Here is a 15363-nt window from a genome sequence, read left to right as displayed (position 1 = left end):
GCGGCTCCGCAGTGAGTTCGCGGCGGCCGCCGGTTGATCGACAGTCAGACGCGTATCGTCGGCAATCCGCCGCGCGGAAGTCAACCGATCGCCCAGCGCGTGTGCGGAACGCGTCTCCGGGCGCCACAGGACCCGGTAGCGTGCGCGGCTATGGGCGAGCTGATAGTGATCAGGCACGGCCAGACCGAGTGGAGCCTGTCCGGCCGGCATGCGGGCCGCACCCGACGTCCCCTCACCGACGCGGGCGAGGCCGCGGCCAGGGCTCTCGCGCAGAGCCGTTCCACGGCTTCGCGGAATGGGACGTCGATCTGTTTCACAGAGGCGGCTGACCGTAGCGTGCGGCACTCGGGGCTTCCGTGGTGCTTGCCCTTGCTTGTTGCCGAGACGTGTCAGGCCATGAGTATGTCCCGGGTCGGTCCCAGCGGAACCTCAGGCGTGAAGAGGGAACCGAGCATGACATGGCGAAGCTCATCGCGAGTCGAGGACGTGTCGGCAGGCTATGCGCAGGCACTGACAGGCCGTCGGTCAATCCGCCCTCTCCACCCTGCGGTGACCAGAGATGCCAGAGCGTGCCTCGCCGCCAGGACGGTGATCCTGGGGACCACTTGGGGACCAACTCGCCTTGACCGTGTCAGCGGGCGACCACGATCGGGCTCGGCAGGGACCGGGGCGCGCGGACCACGCTGAGGTGTGCCGAGAGGGCGGCGCCGGCGGCGGTGATCTCGTGTACGTCGGGGTGCAGGTACCGCTGGGTGGTGGTCAGCGAGCCATGGCCGGCGATCTTGCGAAGGACGTGCACCTGGACCCCGGCGTCGGCGAAAGGTGAGTGATCGCACCCAGATCGGGGTCGATGACCGCCACGCGGACTTCGAGATCGGAGGACGCGCTGGAGTACGTCGTTCGCTCGATCCCCTCCCTCACCGTCACGGGGCTGGCCCTCAGGCCGTCCAGTATCGACGTGACCTCGTTGGCCGCCGGGTTGTTCGCGGCGGTCGCCGCGGACTGTGTCAGGGCCAGTGTCGCCAAGGCCACGGACACGGCCGCGATACGGCGCGTGCGGGGACGGCCCCTGAATCGGGTGGTGTCGTTCTCCATGGTCAGCACTTCGATTCCGCGTCGGCGAGCTTGTGGGAGCTGATCTGTCGCTGGTAGAGCGCGGGAAGAGTCGTTTCCTGCCCGGGCGGAACGACGTACGCCCGCATGTTCCAGGTGCCAATGTGCCACGCTCCGTAGCCGACCCCGTCGTAGAAGCAGGCGAACTTGTGCGACCGGTTCGAGACGGACACGACCTTGTCGTCCCAGGTCGCCGAGTAGTCCTTGTTGCCCGTCACCCCGTCGGGCAGAACATCGGGCTCGATCGTCCCCGCGGCCACACCGCGCCCGCTGGGACCCTGGAAGATGCACAGACGGGTGGCCTGGCAGCGTTCGAACCCGGTCCTGCAACCCTGCTTGGACTTGGCGTACTTGTGCGAGGCGGGGACCACCTCTTGAACCGCGCCCTCCTTGGGCAGGTCACCCCCGAGGTGCCCGGGTCGGACGGACTGCATCTTGTCCCCGCCGTAGCTCGGGCCGTCGTACAGGCAGGCCCACGAGGTGGTGTTGTTGCGGAAGGACACGAAGGTCTTCCCGGTCAGGGCCGCATCGGCGTTGTAGTCCAGCTCGGGACCGTCCTTGAGCGAGAACGAGACCATCTCGCCGTTGCCACCGGCCTCGGTGTACAGACAGAAGTTCTCGGTCGGGCAGTTGTCGTACGCCGCTTGCGCCGATCCTGCCTGAATCCACACCAACGATGCGGCCGACATCAGCACCGCCAGCCCCACTGCGGGCAGACGGCCAAAAGAGTTCTTGATCGTATTCACGCCGAGACCGTACGTGCACCGGCCCCGCGTCCCTCCGGGGGCGGAACTGGTTGCGTCGCCGAGCGCGCTGAGCGGCACCGGTAGAGGTGGTCCGTCCGCGGTCGGCGGTGAGCCGGCTGGTGACGAAGGCCGAGATGTGTGGGTGGGCGAGCTCAGCGGGCGAGTATGTGGCCGTCGTCGGGGCGGTGGTCGCGGGAGCGGCGCAGGTCGGTGGTGACGTAGGTGCGTTGGAGCCAGCGGTCTGCTCCGTCGTATCGAGGGTGGAAGGCGGTGCGGCCGTGGACGGTGACGCGGTTGTCGATGACGACCAGATCGCCCGGAGTCAGGCGCAGAGTGCGGGCGGTCGCCTCGCAGGCGCGGCCGAATTCGGCCAGCGCCGCTGCGGCCCGAGGGGTGAGCGGGGTGGTGACGAGTTGGGCCATGCGTATGTCGGGATCCTCGACTGCTCCCGACAGTACCGGTCGGGGCTTGACGGCGGACTCGGTCGCAGCAGCGTCGGGACCGAAGGAAGGCGGTGGTGTGGTGATGAACTCCGATGCGAACAGGGTCTGGCGGCCGGCCGGGGTGAGGAGCGGCAGAGCTTGGCGGATGCCCGCGATGCGCATTCCGGCGATCTGGTCGTGGTCGGCACGCAGGCACAGGAAGACCACATAGTCGGGTGGGTGGGGGTGGAAGCCGTTCTCGGTGTGGAAGGACAGCGGCACCGATCCGGCGTTGCCGTGGAAGGTCTCGTGCCCGGGCACGGGCACGACGTCCTGCACGAGGGCGCCGGATTTCTCCGCCAGGTAGGCGAGGGGCTCGCCGAGCCCGCAGGCCACCATGGTGAGCACCGCCGCCGAGACGGTGGCCTGGCGCTGGACCGAGCCGCGTACGGTCGGTGTCACGGGCAGGGCCGCCTGATCGATGGGCAGGCCGCCGATCACCATGGTGCCGTGCGGGCCGGAATGCCTTCGGAACCTGCGCACCTCGCGGCGCAGCGGCGGCGGAAGGTCCTCCCAGGCGTCCCGGGCCCGTGACACCCACTCGGGGCTGTCGACCTGGTCGTCCCCGCGGGTGCACAGGGTGCGGGCCAGCCGCTCGCACGCGCCGGCATCGGCCGGATCCAGTTTCCAGTCGGCTGCGACGGCAGAGCTTGGGGTGGTGCCGGGCGTCGTCTCGGGCATCAGGATCTCCTGCCGGGGTGTGGGCGGCGGACGCGCGGACTCACGAGTGGCGCAGGCCGGCCACGGCGTCGGCGATGTAGTGGTCCCCGAATCGGATCAGGGAGGCGTACTGGGCCGCGCGGCGATGGCGCATCTGCCGTAGTTCGGCCACGGCGTTGTCGGGGCCTTCGGGCTTCTGAGCGATGGAACGACGCAGATGCACCATCGAGTACGCGAGGGTGACGTGCCGTTCACCGTCCACGATGTCGGCTTCCAGGAGAGCGCCCCGTGCCTCGGCCAGCTCAGGGGCGCGGGCTGCCAAGTGCTCGTAGGAGTCGGGAACCACGGACAGCAGGTCCTTCATCGCCGCCCGGAACAGCTTGTACCCGCGATGCTGGCGCCCGCTCAACGGGACGTCCACCGACGGCGGCGCCATGGTGTGGCGTATCGCGTCCATGTAGTAGTCGGCCGGGATCGTACTTGCATGGGTCATGGCCGCCGGGAAGCCCCGCACGTACACCGTCGCATCGGCCAGCCGCGTAAGCGCGGCAACGCTGTCGCCGAGCCGCAGATGGCGGGTGGCGTCGGCCACGGCGACTGCGGCGCAGACGTTGAACAGGACATGGACCTGGTGACCGATGAGCCACCGAGCACTCCACACACTCTCCAACGACGATCCCGCACCGGCCTCGGGGACGGCCACCGGCGGGACGGAGTCAGGGTCGGCGCCCGGCGCTGTTCCGGTGAGATCGAGCACCGACTGCCGCATCCCGGCCACCTCCAGGGCCAGGTCGGAGCCCGACAGCGGAGCATCACACAGATCCTCCAGACCGCGGTGGATGACCAGCACGCCGTGCAGGGCCGCTTGCTGATCCGACAACTCCCCCTCACGGACCCGGAAGAACGACTGACTGGTCGACTCCGCCGGCAGTGCCTCACCGACCACGGCCGGAGCCAGATCCGACAGCGCGGCTGCCAACTCACCCGCAGCCGTGGCGGCTTGCCGTAGGGCGAGGGTGCGCTCGACAGGTCTGGCATGGGTCGACATCGCGGCCAGCACGCGCGCGGTGCGCTTCGCCTCAGCATCGACCCGTGGGCCCAGCACCGGCACGGGCCGCCCGCCTCGGGGCTCGCGGAAGACAGCGACAGCAGGATGACCGGCAACCGGTGATAAGCCCATGGTTGAAGTACTTCGCCATGAACACTCCACACGAAACCTGGTCTGCAAGACCATTCCTGTGCGGTGCAACGGAGTTGGCCAGGAGGCAGCGGCGGCGAGCCCGGTACGGCCCCGCGGATTCGGTCCGACTCAGGCTCCATAGGGGCATCAAGACCGCCCAGCCCTACGAGGCAGCCGTCACCCTCGCATCACTCCTGATGTGGGCGTGACATTTGACGACAGAACCTAGCGCTTGCCGGTGGGGGTGATAACCCTCCTCACTGGAAGGGCGTTCTCACGCTTCGGCCGGCGTACCGCTGCCTTGGCGCTGCCGCTGGCGGTGTTTGCGCATCGACACCTGGGAGCCGCAGCCAGTGCTGCAGTACAGCCCTGCCCCATTGCGGGTACGGTCGAAGAAGCCGAAGTGGCACGGGGGGTTTCTGCACGCCTTGATGCGTCCCCAGTCGCTGCTCTGCGCGAACGTCGTCACTGCGGCCAGCAGGGTTCCGAACACACGCGGCACCCCTGCCTGCGGCGACGCGAGCTCGACACCGCCGGCCGTGACTACCGTCGCCAGCGGGTAGAGCGAACCCACGCGCCGCAGGTGTCGTTCGGCACGCTGCAGTGGCTCACCCAGAGTTTCCTCATCGCCCGAGTGCGCGAGCAGCACAGTCACGAGGGCGTCGCGCAGCTCGCGAGCGACCGCGGCGTCAGCGTCGGTCACCACGGTGTCGCCACCGAACTCGTCGCGCTCCGCCAGCCACGCTGCGAACGCGTCCCCGTCTTCGAACAACTCCCGGCGACCCGATCCGTCCGCGCGGGTGTTCACGAACCCGAGGACGGTCTCCACCGTCGGCGGGACGGTACGAGGGCCGAGTTCGGGAGTTCCGGCTGCCGCGCTGCTCATCCATCCACCTTACATCAGTGCCAACAGAGCTAATCCGGCTAGGGGGCAACCTCGACGTCTGGATGGATTGACGCGTTGCGAGCTAACTCGCTACGGTCGCAACATGAATGAAGGATTCAACCACCAGACTCGCCTCCGTACATGGCTGATCACCGGCGCGACGTCCGGCATCGGCCGCGAACTGACGCTCCAGGCACTGGAGAGCGGCGACGCCGTCTCAGCTCTCGCCCGCGACACCTCCTCCCTGGACGAACTGGCGGAAGTGCACGGTGACCGCCTGCTTCTCGTCCGGGCGGACGTACGTGACGAGCAAGCGGTCCGGGACGCGGTGACAGGCACGCTCGCACGGTTCGGCCGCATCGACGTGGTGGCCAACAACGCGGGATACGGACTGTTCGGAGCCGTTGAGGAGGCATCCGACACGCAGGTCCGTGCCGTGTTCGACACCAATGTCTTCGGAGTGCTCAACGTGCTCCGCGCAACGCTGCCGGTGCTCCGCGCCCAGCGGTCCGGGCACATCCTCCAGGGCTCGTCGGTCTACGGGCAGTCCGCCCATCCCGGCGTGGGTCTGCTGGCCGCCACCAAGTACGCGGTCGAGGGGCTGTCGGACGCGCTCGCGGCCGAGGTCGCACCGCTCGGCATCAACGTCACGATCATCCAGCCCGGGATGACCGCGACCCCCTTCCTGGCCAACCTCGATGTCGCAGCCGGCCTGGGCGACTACGACCAGACCGTCCGAGAGGTCCAGAAAGGCATCGGAGAGCTGCCGGCATCCGCATTCTCCGCCGCGGCGCGGATCGCCGCAGGCATCCGGACCGCGGTCGACAGCCCCAACCCTCCGCTGCGCCTGGCCCTTGGCGCCTCCAGCGCGACGGGCATGCGCCCCGCTTTGGAGGCGCGCATCGCAGACCTGGACAGCTGGCTCGGTGTGACCGACGGCGTCGACAGGTAGCAAGCCGCGAATCCCGCCGGGAACATGGCCATGGCGCAGGCGGCCCGGCGCTTTTCACCACCCGGCCATGACCAGTGGGCAGGCCCCTTGGGGAGGTGCTGCCGCTGCCGGTGTCACCCGGCAGACCGTCTACGCGCACTTCGGCACCGGCGACGCGCTCCTGGAAGCAGCGGCCGACCGCATCACGGACGAGACAATGGCGGCGATGGACGCGGCGGGGCTCGATGAGGGCCGCGCGCTGGAGGCGCTGCTACGGCTCCAGGAGATCGGTTGGCGCCTGTTCGAGCAGAACCCGGTGCTGATCCAGGTCGGCCATGCCCCCGTGGACGCCGATGCGGACCGGGAGCGGTACGAGCCCGTGGCCGCACGGCTGACACGGCTGATCGAGAAGGGTCAGGCAGCGGGTGAATTCGATCCTGCCCCGCCCGCCGGCTGGCTGGCGACCGCGGTGACGGCCCTGGGGCACGCCGCCGGTGACGAGGTCGGCGCGGGCCGGATGGCCGTGGTCGAGGCGACGGAATACCTCCGTGCCGCCACGCTCGGCGTGCTCGGGGCGCAGCCTCGGGCGGCAGACAGACGTCGCTAGCCGAGTGCCTCGGCGGTCTCCCCTCAGAGAGGGGACCCACGGGCCCGGCCGCCGTCGGTCGGTGACGCCGCCGCTCCTCGACGCCTGGGCGGCATACACGGCACTCCGGACCTCGTAGGGCGGCGTGGACTGACGGTCCGCCCGCTTCGGTGCAGCGTCAGGCTCCGTCGCTGCGAACCGTCCTGGAGGCGGCCAAGGGTCGTCCAGTCGTGCGTGCCGCGGCGGGCTCCAGCTGGGCCCAGCGGGTTTCGCTGTCCCAATCTGCTTACGACGACTCCCGAACCTCATTCGCGGGAGGTGATCGACGGCTCGCACCGCGACAATCGCCTCGATGGCACCCAACTGCCCCTGCAGGATGCCAGCCCGCGCATCCGGGAGCGACGGGCCGTGACATCCGCTACGACCTCCACCAGGGAGTGGTGAGCGCCACGACGCCTCAACGATGGCTGCACTCAAGTCGGACAGCCTCAGGGCGTACCACTACCAATGATCTTGGCCGTGAACTGGACGCTGCGCGTTGTCATCGTTCCTGACGCCCCAACCACTGCTGTCGTCGTCTCGGGCTTGAAGATCAGATCGTAGACCTGCTGCATGACGGCGACGTCGTGTCCGGGGTGACCGTGTTCTCCGTGTTCGTGATCGCCGGCGTGGCCACCTGGTCCATGGCCAGTGGCTACCGGGCCCACCCACGGTGTCTCGACGCTGACCCATGGTCCCTTGGCGAACCACGAAACGGCTTCCACGGTCTTGCGAGCGACCTGCCCCGGATGCGCGGCAGCGTGCGCGGCGTACCAATCCTCGATGCGGTCGTCGACCCAGCCGTGCAGACGCCAGAAGACGGGGTGCACGTGTGACGAGAACGTGTCGTTGAGATCGTCGTAGTAGAACGGCTTGTCGTTGCGCGTCACCTTGATCCACTTTTCGGATGTATCGGTGAGCGGCCGGCCGCCGGGCAGCGGAATGAGTGTCTTGGGATCCGTCGGACGCGAGCACCACCGGATGTGCATCAGGTTGTGGATCAACCATTCGACCTTCGCGCCGAGCTGGTCGAGGGACAGCGTGGCAAGGTATTCCGGATCCTTGAACTTTCGCTCCAGGAACGTCATCCGTGATTGCCAGTACTCATCGCTCTTGATGGTCGCCAGCCCCTTGAAGGCCGCCTCACCCTGTCCCTGATCCCAGGCCGGGGGCACGGAAAAACCATCGCGATTCCCTGACTTCCGGTTCGGGGAGGGGATGGACGTCCATGCCTGGATCATGGGCAGACCGTGTCCGCTCAGCAGCTCGCGGACCTTCTGGATCATCTGGCGGTGCATGTAGAGAAAATCCTCACCGGCGCCGTTGTCCGGATCGCGGAGGTCTACGGTTCCTCGCGTGGGGCGTTGATTCGGGCGTGGCGGGGCCCAACCGAGCCCGTCGATCTCTGCCTTGTCGCTGGCCGAGATGTCGCCGTCGCTCGGAGTGGCCCAATTGTCCCGCAGGCCGTGCCAGATCGCGTGGTGCAGGCGATGATGCCGGGAGCCCAGCATTTCGAGCAGCTCAGGGGGCAGTGAAATCACATCGCGCGCCTCGATGAATGCGGGGCGCACCATGACGAACGAGGCGACACTGCCGGCCCCGGCCGTGCGATCGGTCGTCTGGCTCGGCGCGAGGTCGTCGTGCGGCTGGCTGCGTACGACCGATCCGACGATCGCGTCGATCTGCCGACGGCCGTCCGGCCATTTATTGGTGAAGTACGCGTCGTACTCGTACAACCAGCCGTCGCTCGGCGTCCCGGGCAGCCCATGGGCGTTCCACTTGATCCAGGTGACTCCGTCGCGATCCTCGATCTTGCCGTTCAGGCGCATATCGCGCGGACTTTCGGCGGTGCCCATCTCGAAAAGCCCTGTGAGCGCGCCCGTGACCGTTGGGTGAAGTGTCATCACTCCCTGGCCGAAAAGGTAGCGGGACCACTTGCTGACGTCCTCCTTCACGATGTTCTCGGGGTCGAGGTCGGGCAGGAGGTCGGCTCGATTGACGAAGCTGCGGTAGGTCCAACTACCGGCAAGCGGGTCGTAGATCACGGCTATTCGCCCTCATTTCGTTTTCGTTCGGCGCCGCGACCGCTTGGAATCCGACTGTCGGCATGCATTATCAATGCAGGATCCGTGCCAGGAAGTCCTCGTGTTGCGCCAACTGTTTCCGATGCGGATCGGGTTGTGCATGTCTGATGCCACCTAGGTGGTGTGCTCCGATAGGCGGCGGACTTTGCCCAGCCGGCCGAGGTCTACTTGCGGCCCCAGGATGGTGACGTCGGCAGATGCCTGATGCGGAGTTGGCTCCTATGGATGGGTCATCCCCACCCGTTCAGGGAGACGGCCCAGGACCGGGTGGCGGTCATGCGTCGCGGCGGGGCGTAGATTTTCGCTCACTCGCCGAAGGTCTTCGCGTCGGTGTGCCCCGGGAGAGGGGCTCTCGCCTGTTGCCGTGCCGTCAGGTGATGTCGGACTGGGCTCTGGCGAGGACTTCACCGAATTTCTTGGCAGCCTGACGGTCGGTGAACGCCTCGGCGAGAGAGCCGAGGGCCTCCAGTACGGGAAGGGCCCGTACGGGCGTTACGTCGGGGAACGGAAGCCACGGGTCGGGCAGCGGGCCCATGATGAGCCACGGGTCGGGCACTGGGCCTTCGACGACGTCCAGGTCCCGCGTCGCATTCGGCCACCGGATCCCGATGGGGATGCGTCTGGGCGGCGGACACAGGTCCTCGATATCGGCAAACGTCTCCAGCAGGGGTTCCATTCGGGCGAAGGCGTCCATCGGGGTGACCGTCTCGTTGCCGCCGTTCAGGCTTGCCGTCACCTGGGTCAGGTCGCCGTATGCGGTGCGGGCCTTGGCCTCGGGCAGGGCACGCACCAGGTAGCGCTGGGCCTGGGCGATCAGGAAGCGATCCCAGTCCCGGGAGGTCTTGATCCGCTTGAGGATGAACAGGGGCAAATCCCGCACGTCATCGTCGGTTCGCATGGGTCAACCTCTCTCACCGGCCCGGGGACAGGACCTTGAGAGATCGGTCGGCTGCCGGTGAAGGGTAGTTGGGGGGTTGGGGGCTTCCAGCTTCGCAGCGGTATGCCTGCGGCGATCGTCAGGACGGTCCGAACGGGTGAGGGGAGTCCCTGTCCGCGTCACGGGGCGGCCGTTCGACCCGGATGGCGGGCGACTTGTGGCGAGGGGCTGGCTTTCGAAAGACGGTGGTACCAACCGACGCAATGCCTCATGGAGGACCGATGCCGACCTATGAGGGAATCCTCAGCGCGATTCGCTGCGACTCGCCGCGCTCGGACCAGGACTCGCCCCACCACCCCGCTGGAAGCCCGGAGCTGGACGTGGTCTCCCTTCGATGGGACGGCGAACAGATCTGGCGGGATGAGATGGAACAAGGCCAGACCAGGCAGATCGACGTGATCCGGCCGCTGCCGCTTTCGGCGACGATCGACGTGGTGGTCAGGCCGAACGAGGACGGTAGCGTGGAGGACATCATCGGTACGGTCGAGCTCGATGAGACGCTCGTGGGCACGGGCATTCCCGGTACTGACTGGCACGTCCAGCGTTTCGTCGATGCAGGGGCCGACTACGAGCTGACCTTCAAGGTCCGGATGGCCGTCGCTCCGGTCGACCCACCTCCTGAGGCGTCATGAACGTACTCACAAGAGGCATCCGACGTGTGGGTGGGGCATGAGGCAGGCCTCGCCGGCCGCGCCGCCCACCGGCCCGCCGAACTGTCCGGCGGGCAGCAGCAGCGGGTCGCGATCGCCCGCGCCCTGAACACCCGCCCCGACGTCGTCTTCGGCGGCGAGCCCACCGGCGCCCAGGTAGTCACCGACGGAGGCCGCGGCCCCGTCGAGTTCCTCGACGCCGACAAGGCCCGGATCAAACTCGTCTCCATGGGCGGCTCCATCGGCGGTACCTCACTGCTCGTCGCGATCCTCGTGGTCGTCGGAACCTTCGCCCTCGCGATCCAGCAGCGCCACCGCGAGCTGGCCCTGCTGCGCGCCATCGCGGCGACGCCCCGGCAGGTCCGCCGGCTCATCGGCCGTGAAGCGCTGATCGTCGGCGCCCTCGCCGGAGTGCTCGGCTCGGCCACCGGCCTGCCCGTCGCCCACTGGCTGCACGGCAAGTTCGTCGGCTTCAAAGCCATCCCCGAGACCCTCGAACTGACTGTCGGCTTCTTTCCGTTCGCCGCCGCCATCGGGGCCGCCCTCCTGGGCGCCTGGGCCGCCGCGCGGATCTCTGCCCGCCGCACCACCCGCATCCGCCCCGCAGAGGCCCTGTCCGAAGCGGCCATGGAACAGCGGACCTTCACCTGGGGGCGGATCGGCGCCGGCATCGCGTTCCTCACCGGGGGCGTCGTCCTGCTCTTGGTGCTCTCCACGCTGCGCAGCGAGCCCGCCGCCACCCCGGTGACCTTCCTGTCGGTCGTCGTGCTCGTGGTGGCCGTCTCCCTGCTCGGGCCGCTCCTCGCCCGAATCGCCGTGGCCACCCTCGGAATCCCGCTGAAGGTCTCCCGGGTCGGCGGCCACCTCGCCACGGCCAACGCCCGCGCCCACACCAAGCGGCTCGCCGCGGCAGTCACTCCGCTCACCCTACTGATCGCCATGGCCTGCACGGTGTTCTTCGTCCAGACCACCATGGGTGCGGCGGCCACCGCCCAGCCCGCGCCGGAAACAAGGCGGAATGGGTCGTGGGCTCGGACGGCCCCGGCGTGCCCGCCCATGCCGGCGAACGCCTCCGCCGTGTCCCCGGCGTGTCGGCGGTGACCGAGATCGTGCGCACGTCCGTACGCGTCGGCCTGGACAAGTACCCCGCCCAGGGCGTGTCCACCGACGGCCTGACCCATACCTGGGACCCGGCCGTCACTGCCGGCAGCCTGGACGGCTTCGGCCCGCAGAGCGTCGCGCTCAGCGCACTCGCCGCCGACGCTCTGAACAGGCAACCGGGGGACGAGCTGAAGCTGACCCTCGGCGACGGAACCGAAACGCAGCTCACCGTCGCGGCCGTGTACGAACGGGGACTGGGCTTCGGCGACGTGACGATGTCCCACTCGCTGGTCACCCGGCACGTGGACAACCCCCTGGCCTCCACGCTGCTCGTGAAGACCCAAGATGAAGGCGGACCCGGCCGGGCGGAGCTCGCGATGGGTCTGATCATCGCCTTCACGGCCATCGCCGTGGTCAACACCCTGGTGATGTCGGTCTTCGACCGCAGGCGGGAGTTCGCCCTGCTCCAGCTCATCGGCACCACCCGACGCCAGGTGAGGGGGATGCTCCGCATCGAGGCTGCCATGGTGACGCTCCTCGCCACGACACTCGGTACCGGCATCGCGCTCGCGGTGCTCACGGCCTTCAGCATAGGTATGACGGGCTCGGCCTCCCCGTCCGTCGACGGCTGGACGTACCTCGGTACCGTCGGCTTCGCCGCGCTGCTCACGGCTCTGGCCACACTGATTCCCGGCCGCCTCGCCCTCGGGGGCCGCCCCAGTGATGGCCGGGCCGGCGCTGGCCGCCCGCCAGATCACGCGTTCACCCATCGTGCTTTCGTCACGTCGTTGGCGTGCCACCCGCCAGGCGGCCGCCAGCAGACGGGCCAAGTCTGCTCGTCGTAGCGGAGAGTTTGAGGGCGACAACAACCGCCCTGACAGCCGCAGATGACGTCGATCCCTGAACCTCCGCGTCATCGCCGACAGCCAAGATGACACCGGTACAGCACAACGCCTCGCGAGGAGGACAACGTTGACCGGGTCAGCATCATGCGCGCACTACTCGGACGTGACGTGGACGAGTACGCGACGTGCGGAGACGAGCTCTCGATCGGATCCTTCGCTCCAGACGACGATTCGTTGTGGCGCGTGGACGCCGGGGCCCGGGCGATCCGAAGGGCCGCGAGCTCGCCGAGAGCTCGTGGCGACCGCCAGAGCGGCAGGGGTATCGAGCCCCACAAACCTGATCCTCGGGGGCGAAGCGGGTTACGTGGATGGCCACTGGATGACCACAAGCGGTCGGGCCTCTCACCTTACTGAGTGTGTGTCAGGAAACCCCATAGTGTCTTTGCGCGTTCCAGCCACGCCTGTGCTCCCTGAGGACCCCGGTCCTTGCCACCGTGACCGAGCACCGCCTTTGCGGGACCGGTCCGGGTGGGCTACCGCCCCGAGGCCGGGGGGGATTTGCGGAGGTGCTGCGAGTACCGTGATCCTGTGGATCAGAAGACCAGCTTCCCGCCCCGCCCCCTCCGAGGGGTGCGGGCCGTGTACGCCCGGCAGGCGGGGTGCCCGTCGGACTTCGCGGACGTCACCGTGGACTTCGAGCCGTGGGAGGAAGGCGTCGCCTTCGAATCGGCTGCCGACCTGGCCATCCGCGGTGACGCGACCCCGGAGGAGCTGGCCGAGTTCCGGGCCGCGGTCGCCGACGGCCTACGCGAGGAGCTGGCCGCGCTGGAGACCGGGACCACGGTGGCGGTGGCCGTCGTTCTTCGCGCCATGGCAATCCACGCAGTGGACTCCCACCCGAGGGCATTCCACCACGCAGGGCGGCTCGTCGTTCGCAACGCCCTCTCCCTCGCCCGCCCCGCAGCCAAGCCCAAATGATTCCAGTCAGCGCCTCTTCGCTGAGGAAGCAAGGAGATGCCGTCTTGGGGTGGGAATCGTCGCTGGTGTCGGATTTCGGCCGACTCGAGTCCGAGTCGAGTCCGCACCGGCGCGGGCTCCAGTTGGAGAAGTTGCTGAAGCGGCTCTTCCAGAAGGCGCACTTCGTCGTCCAGCCCAATGCCGGCGCAGCCGGGCCTCGGCAGACCGACCTCGTCGCCGGTTACGACAACACCTGGTACGTCATCGAGGCCAAGTGGGAGCAGCATCCTGCTGGCTCGAACGTCGTCGATGACGTCAGAATTCGTGCGGAGGCGGCTGGCCAGGGCGCGATCGGCGTGATCATCAGTGTGGCAGGCTTCAACGACTCCGCTGTCGCCCGTGTCATCCAGTACCGAGACCGACAGGTCGTTCTCCTTATCGGCGAGAAGGAGCTGCTGGAGGCTCTCCGGTCCCCAGAGCTCCTCGCCAACCTGTTGAAGAAGAAGCGGGACCAACTCGTCGCCCATGGACGTGTCCATCTGGGCTCGGACACCACGAGAAAGGCTCGGCCGCGTCCTGTCGACGATCTTCCCGAGGCGGGCCTCAGCCTGTTCAGCGGAGACCAGACGCCACTGCCGTACCTGGCGGGCGAGGACGGCTTCGCCGAGCTGGTCTTCGCGCACGAGCTGCCCGACGTCGACTGGGTGGTCGCCGGTGGATCCGGGGTGACCTTGGACCTTCCCGTACGCCGACTGAACGAGCGCGGCCTTATCGATCTCGTCCACACGCTCAACTCCATGGGATGGACCACGTCCGAGCCGACGTGGAGTATTCGGCAGGCGACCCGGGCATGGCACGGGACCGGCGCTCGCGAGTTCGTCAAGGCATTGAGCGCGAGGAAGGAGAGGTACGGCGGTCTGGAGGAGCCTCACCACACCGAGCAGGTCACGTACTTCGACACCTGCCCCGGCGGGGGCTTCTACACCCTGACGGCCGACGTCTCCAGCGACCCATCCCGCCTCGTCCTGCGCTGCAATGTCTCCTTCCAACTGGTCGGCGTACCTGTGGATATGGCCCCCCTTCGTCACCTCTTCGAGCGGTACGACGCCATGGCCACCGGCTTCTTCCGCCCTCTCGTGGGCCAAGCCGTGAAACGGGGGCACCTGGAGACCCGCCAGCCCTTGGACATGGTCGCCTACCTTGTCTCCGCTGACGCGTTTCCGGTGCCATCCCCCGGAGCCGAGGCCCAGACGGTGGAGCCGGAGAATTGGGTCACCGGCATCGTGGCCCGGAACCCGTATCACCGCCCCGAGCGTGGAACTACGCCGGAGGGGTGGCCGAGGGCGGTCGACTCCAGTGAGTTCATCATCTGCGCCCTGCGGAACCATCATCCGCTGGCGAAGAAGCCCGAGGGCTACTTCCTGATCTCGTGGGAGCTAGGGCCTGTTTTAGATCGCGCGGGCGGCCAGCCACTTGATGAGGTCGCCCGCGATGCGGTCGGTGCCGGTCTCGACGGTCACGTCATGTTCGCGGCGGGCGGTGTCCCGGCGTTCGACCTCGTATCCGCCCTCGTCCAGGACCGCGACGGAGGCAAACCAGGCGGGGTCGTCCTGGTCGGGCTGAATGACGATGAACGTGTTGTCGGAATTGTTCAGGTCGCCGATCAGCATGAACAGCGCGTCCTCGGACGGGTCGTCGACGTGGTCGCCGTTCTCGCTGTCGGCGCAGCAGTACCTGGCCGCCACTGAACCCTCCCCAAATATGTGCTGCCCAATGCCGTGATCAGGATGGCACGGCCGTGCGGGCGGCCGCCGGTTCACAGCCACTGGTGGATCGTGGCTATCTGGACGGTCGCCTCGAAGCGGACGGCGAGCTTGTCATACCGTGTCGCGACCCCCCCGGTGCTGCTTGAGACGGTTGATCCCGCACTCAACCGCGTGGCGGGCCTTGTAGTCCTCTCGGTCGAAGGCCGGCGGGCGGCCACCGGAGCGGCCACGGCGCTTGCGGTTGCGGACCTGGTCGGCCGGCTCGGCGATGGTGCAGCGGATCCCGCGTCTGCGCAGGTAAGCACGGTTGGCGCGCGAAGAGTACGCCTAATGGGAGGCGAAGGCCGACGGGAGTTGACCTTCGTGGGCGCGAGCCGAGCCTTTGAATACGCCCGGGCCT

13 protein-coding genes and 4 pseudogenes are annotated in these 15363 nt (G+C 68.1%); 7 read left to right on the top strand and 10 right to left on the bottom strand.

What is annotated here, in order from left to right; genetic code table 11:
* Positions 1-150 precede the first annotated feature (150 nt).
* Positions 151-687 (top strand): histidine phosphatase family protein, encoded by a 537-nt coding sequence (locus SGA01_RS43005; protein WP_218037865.1) that lies wholly within the window; start codon positions 151-153, stop codon positions 685-687.
* Here the strand turns inward: SGA01_RS43005 and SGA01_RS36685 are convergent.
* From SGA01_RS36685 to SGA01_RS36665, 6 genes and pseudogenes are all read right to left on the bottom strand, one after another.
* Positions 632-820: pseudogene (locus SGA01_RS36685) on the bottom strand (site-specific integrase); the annotation flags it as partial. The gene SGA01_RS43005 and the pseudogene SGA01_RS36685 overlap by 56 nt on opposite strands.
* Positions 760-1095 carry a hypothetical protein gene (locus SGA01_RS41310; RefSeq protein WP_167534262.1) on the bottom strand — a complete coding sequence of 112 codons (336 nt, stop codon included), beginning with the start codon at positions 1093-1095 and terminating at the stop codon, positions 760-762. The pseudogene SGA01_RS36685 and the gene SGA01_RS41310, both read right to left, overlap by 61 nt.
* A gap of 2 nt (positions 1096-1097) precedes the next feature.
* On the bottom strand, positions 1098-1859 hold the full coding sequence (locus SGA01_RS36680) for a peptidase inhibitor family I36 protein (RefSeq protein WP_141302389.1): 762 nt from the start codon (positions 1857-1859) through the stop codon (positions 1098-1100).
* Positions 1860-2011: 152 nt separating this feature from the next.
* Positions 2012-3022 carry a clavaminate synthase family protein gene (locus tag SGA01_RS36675; RefSeq protein WP_141302387.1) on the bottom strand — a complete coding sequence of 337 codons (1011 nt, stop codon included), beginning with the start codon at positions 3020-3022 and terminating at the stop codon, positions 2012-2014.
* A gap of 40 nt (positions 3023-3062) precedes the next feature.
* Positions 3063-4112, bottom strand: a complete 1050-nt coding sequence (locus SGA01_RS36670; RefSeq protein ID WP_229917819.1) for a 3-methyl-L-tyrosine peroxygenase-related protein — start codon at positions 4110-4112, stop codon at positions 3063-3065.
* A 343-nt stretch (positions 4113-4455) separates the two neighbouring features.
* On the bottom strand, positions 4456-5067 hold the full coding sequence (locus SGA01_RS36665) for a CGNR zinc finger domain-containing protein (protein WP_055640376.1): 612 nt from the start codon (positions 5065-5067) through the stop codon (positions 4456-4458).
* Between the two features lie 103 nt (positions 5068-5170).
* On the opposite strand from SGA01_RS36665, the gene SGA01_RS36660 reads away from it, so the two are divergent.
* Both SGA01_RS36660 and SGA01_RS36655 read left to right on the top strand, forming a co-directional pair.
* Positions 5171-6019 carry an SDR family NAD(P)-dependent oxidoreductase gene (locus SGA01_RS36660; protein ID WP_055640375.1) on the top strand — a complete coding sequence of 283 codons (849 nt, stop codon included), beginning with the start codon at positions 5171-5173 and terminating at the stop codon, positions 6017-6019.
* 67 nt (positions 6020-6086) lie between these two features.
* Entirely contained in the window at positions 6087-6605 is a 519-nt protein-coding gene (locus SGA01_RS36655; protein WP_141302383.1) for a TetR/AcrR family transcriptional regulator, read from the top strand.
* A 467-nt stretch (positions 6606-7072) separates the two neighbouring features.
* Here the strand turns inward: SGA01_RS36655 and SGA01_RS36650 are convergent, their stop codons facing one another.
* Together SGA01_RS36650 and SGA01_RS36645 are read right to left on the bottom strand one after the other, a co-directional pair.
* Complete coding sequence (locus SGA01_RS36650; protein WP_141302381.1) at positions 7073-8668, bottom strand: hypothetical protein; 1596 nt, start codon at positions 8666-8668, stop codon at positions 7073-7075.
* 409 nt (positions 8669-9077) lie between these two features.
* Positions 9078-9605 carry a hypothetical protein gene (locus tag SGA01_RS36645; protein WP_141302379.1) on the bottom strand — a complete coding sequence of 176 codons (528 nt, stop codon included), beginning with the start codon at positions 9603-9605 and terminating at the stop codon, positions 9078-9080.
* Between the two features lie 260 nt (positions 9606-9865).
* Here SGA01_RS36645 and SGA01_RS36640 point away from each other — a divergent pair, with 260 nt between their 5' ends.
* The 4 genes and pseudogenes from SGA01_RS36640 to SGA01_RS42415 all read left to right on the top strand — a co-directional run.
* Positions 9866-10276 (top strand): hypothetical protein, encoded by a 411-nt coding sequence (locus SGA01_RS36640; RefSeq protein ID WP_141302377.1) that lies wholly within the window; start codon positions 9866-9868, stop codon positions 10274-10276.
* 75 nt (positions 10277-10351) lie between these two features.
* Positions 10352-12120 (top strand): annotated as a pseudogene (locus tag SGA01_RS43000) (FtsX-like permease family protein); the annotation flags it as partial.
* 708 nt (positions 12121-12828) lie between these two features.
* On the top strand, positions 12829-13218 hold the full coding sequence (locus SGA01_RS36630; RefSeq protein ID WP_141302375.1) for a hypothetical protein: 390 nt from the start codon (positions 12829-12831) through the stop codon (positions 13216-13218).
* Positions 13215-13646 (top strand): annotated as a pseudogene (locus SGA01_RS42415) (restriction endonuclease); the annotation flags it as partial. The gene SGA01_RS36630 and the pseudogene SGA01_RS42415, both read left to right, overlap by 4 nt.
* A 999-nt stretch (positions 13647-14645) precedes the next feature.
* On the opposite strand, the gene SGA01_RS42410 reads toward SGA01_RS42415, so the two are convergent.
* Positions 14646-14942 carry a hypothetical protein gene (locus tag SGA01_RS42410; protein WP_037642155.1) on the bottom strand — a complete coding sequence of 99 codons (297 nt, stop codon included), beginning with the start codon at positions 14940-14942 and terminating at the stop codon, positions 14646-14648.
* A 71-nt stretch (positions 14943-15013) separates the two neighbouring features.
* Positions 15014-15290 (bottom strand): annotated as a pseudogene (locus SGA01_RS36620) (transposase); the annotation flags it as partial.
* Positions 15291-15363 lie beyond the last annotated feature (73 nt).

This window comes from Streptomyces gardneri, from assembly GCF_006539185.1.
GTDB classification, from domain to species: domain Bacteria; phylum Actinomycetota; class Actinomycetes; order Streptomycetales; family Streptomycetaceae; genus Streptomyces; species Streptomyces gardneri.
The sequence above is the reverse complement of the archived record's forward strand: the minus strand, read 5'-3'. Positions and strand labels throughout refer to the sequence as shown.

Bases quoted from the DNA above. Each gene is read 5' to 3' on its own strand.
- SGA01_RS43005 (WP_218037865.1), top strand. From the start codon at position 151: ATGGGCGAGCTGATAGTGATCAGGCACGGCCAGACCGAGTGGAGCCTG.
- SGA01_RS41310 (WP_167534262.1), bottom strand. From the start codon at position 1,095: ATGGAGAACGACACCACCCGATTCAGGGGCCGTCCCCGCACGCGCCGT.
- SGA01_RS36675 (WP_141302387.1), bottom strand. From the start codon at position 3,022: ATGCCCGAGACGACGCCCGGCACCACCCCAAGCTCTGCCGTCGCAGCC.
- SGA01_RS36665 (WP_055640376.1), bottom strand. From the start codon at position 5,067: ATGAGCAGCGCGGCAGCCGGAACTCCCGAACTCGGCCCTCGTACCGTC.
- SGA01_RS36660 (WP_055640375.1), top strand. From the start codon at position 5,171: ATGAATGAAGGATTCAACCACCAGACTCGCCTCCGTACATGGCTGATC.
- SGA01_RS36655 (WP_141302383.1), top strand. From the start codon at position 6,087: ATGACCAGTGGGCAGGCCCCTTGGGGAGGTGCTGCCGCTGCCGGTGTC.
- SGA01_RS36645 (WP_141302379.1), bottom strand. From the start codon at position 9,605: ATGCGAACCGACGATGACGTGCGGGATTTGCCCCTGTTCATCCTCAAG.
- SGA01_RS36640 (WP_141302377.1), top strand. From the start codon at position 9,866: ATGCCGACCTATGAGGGAATCCTCAGCGCGATTCGCTGCGACTCGCCG.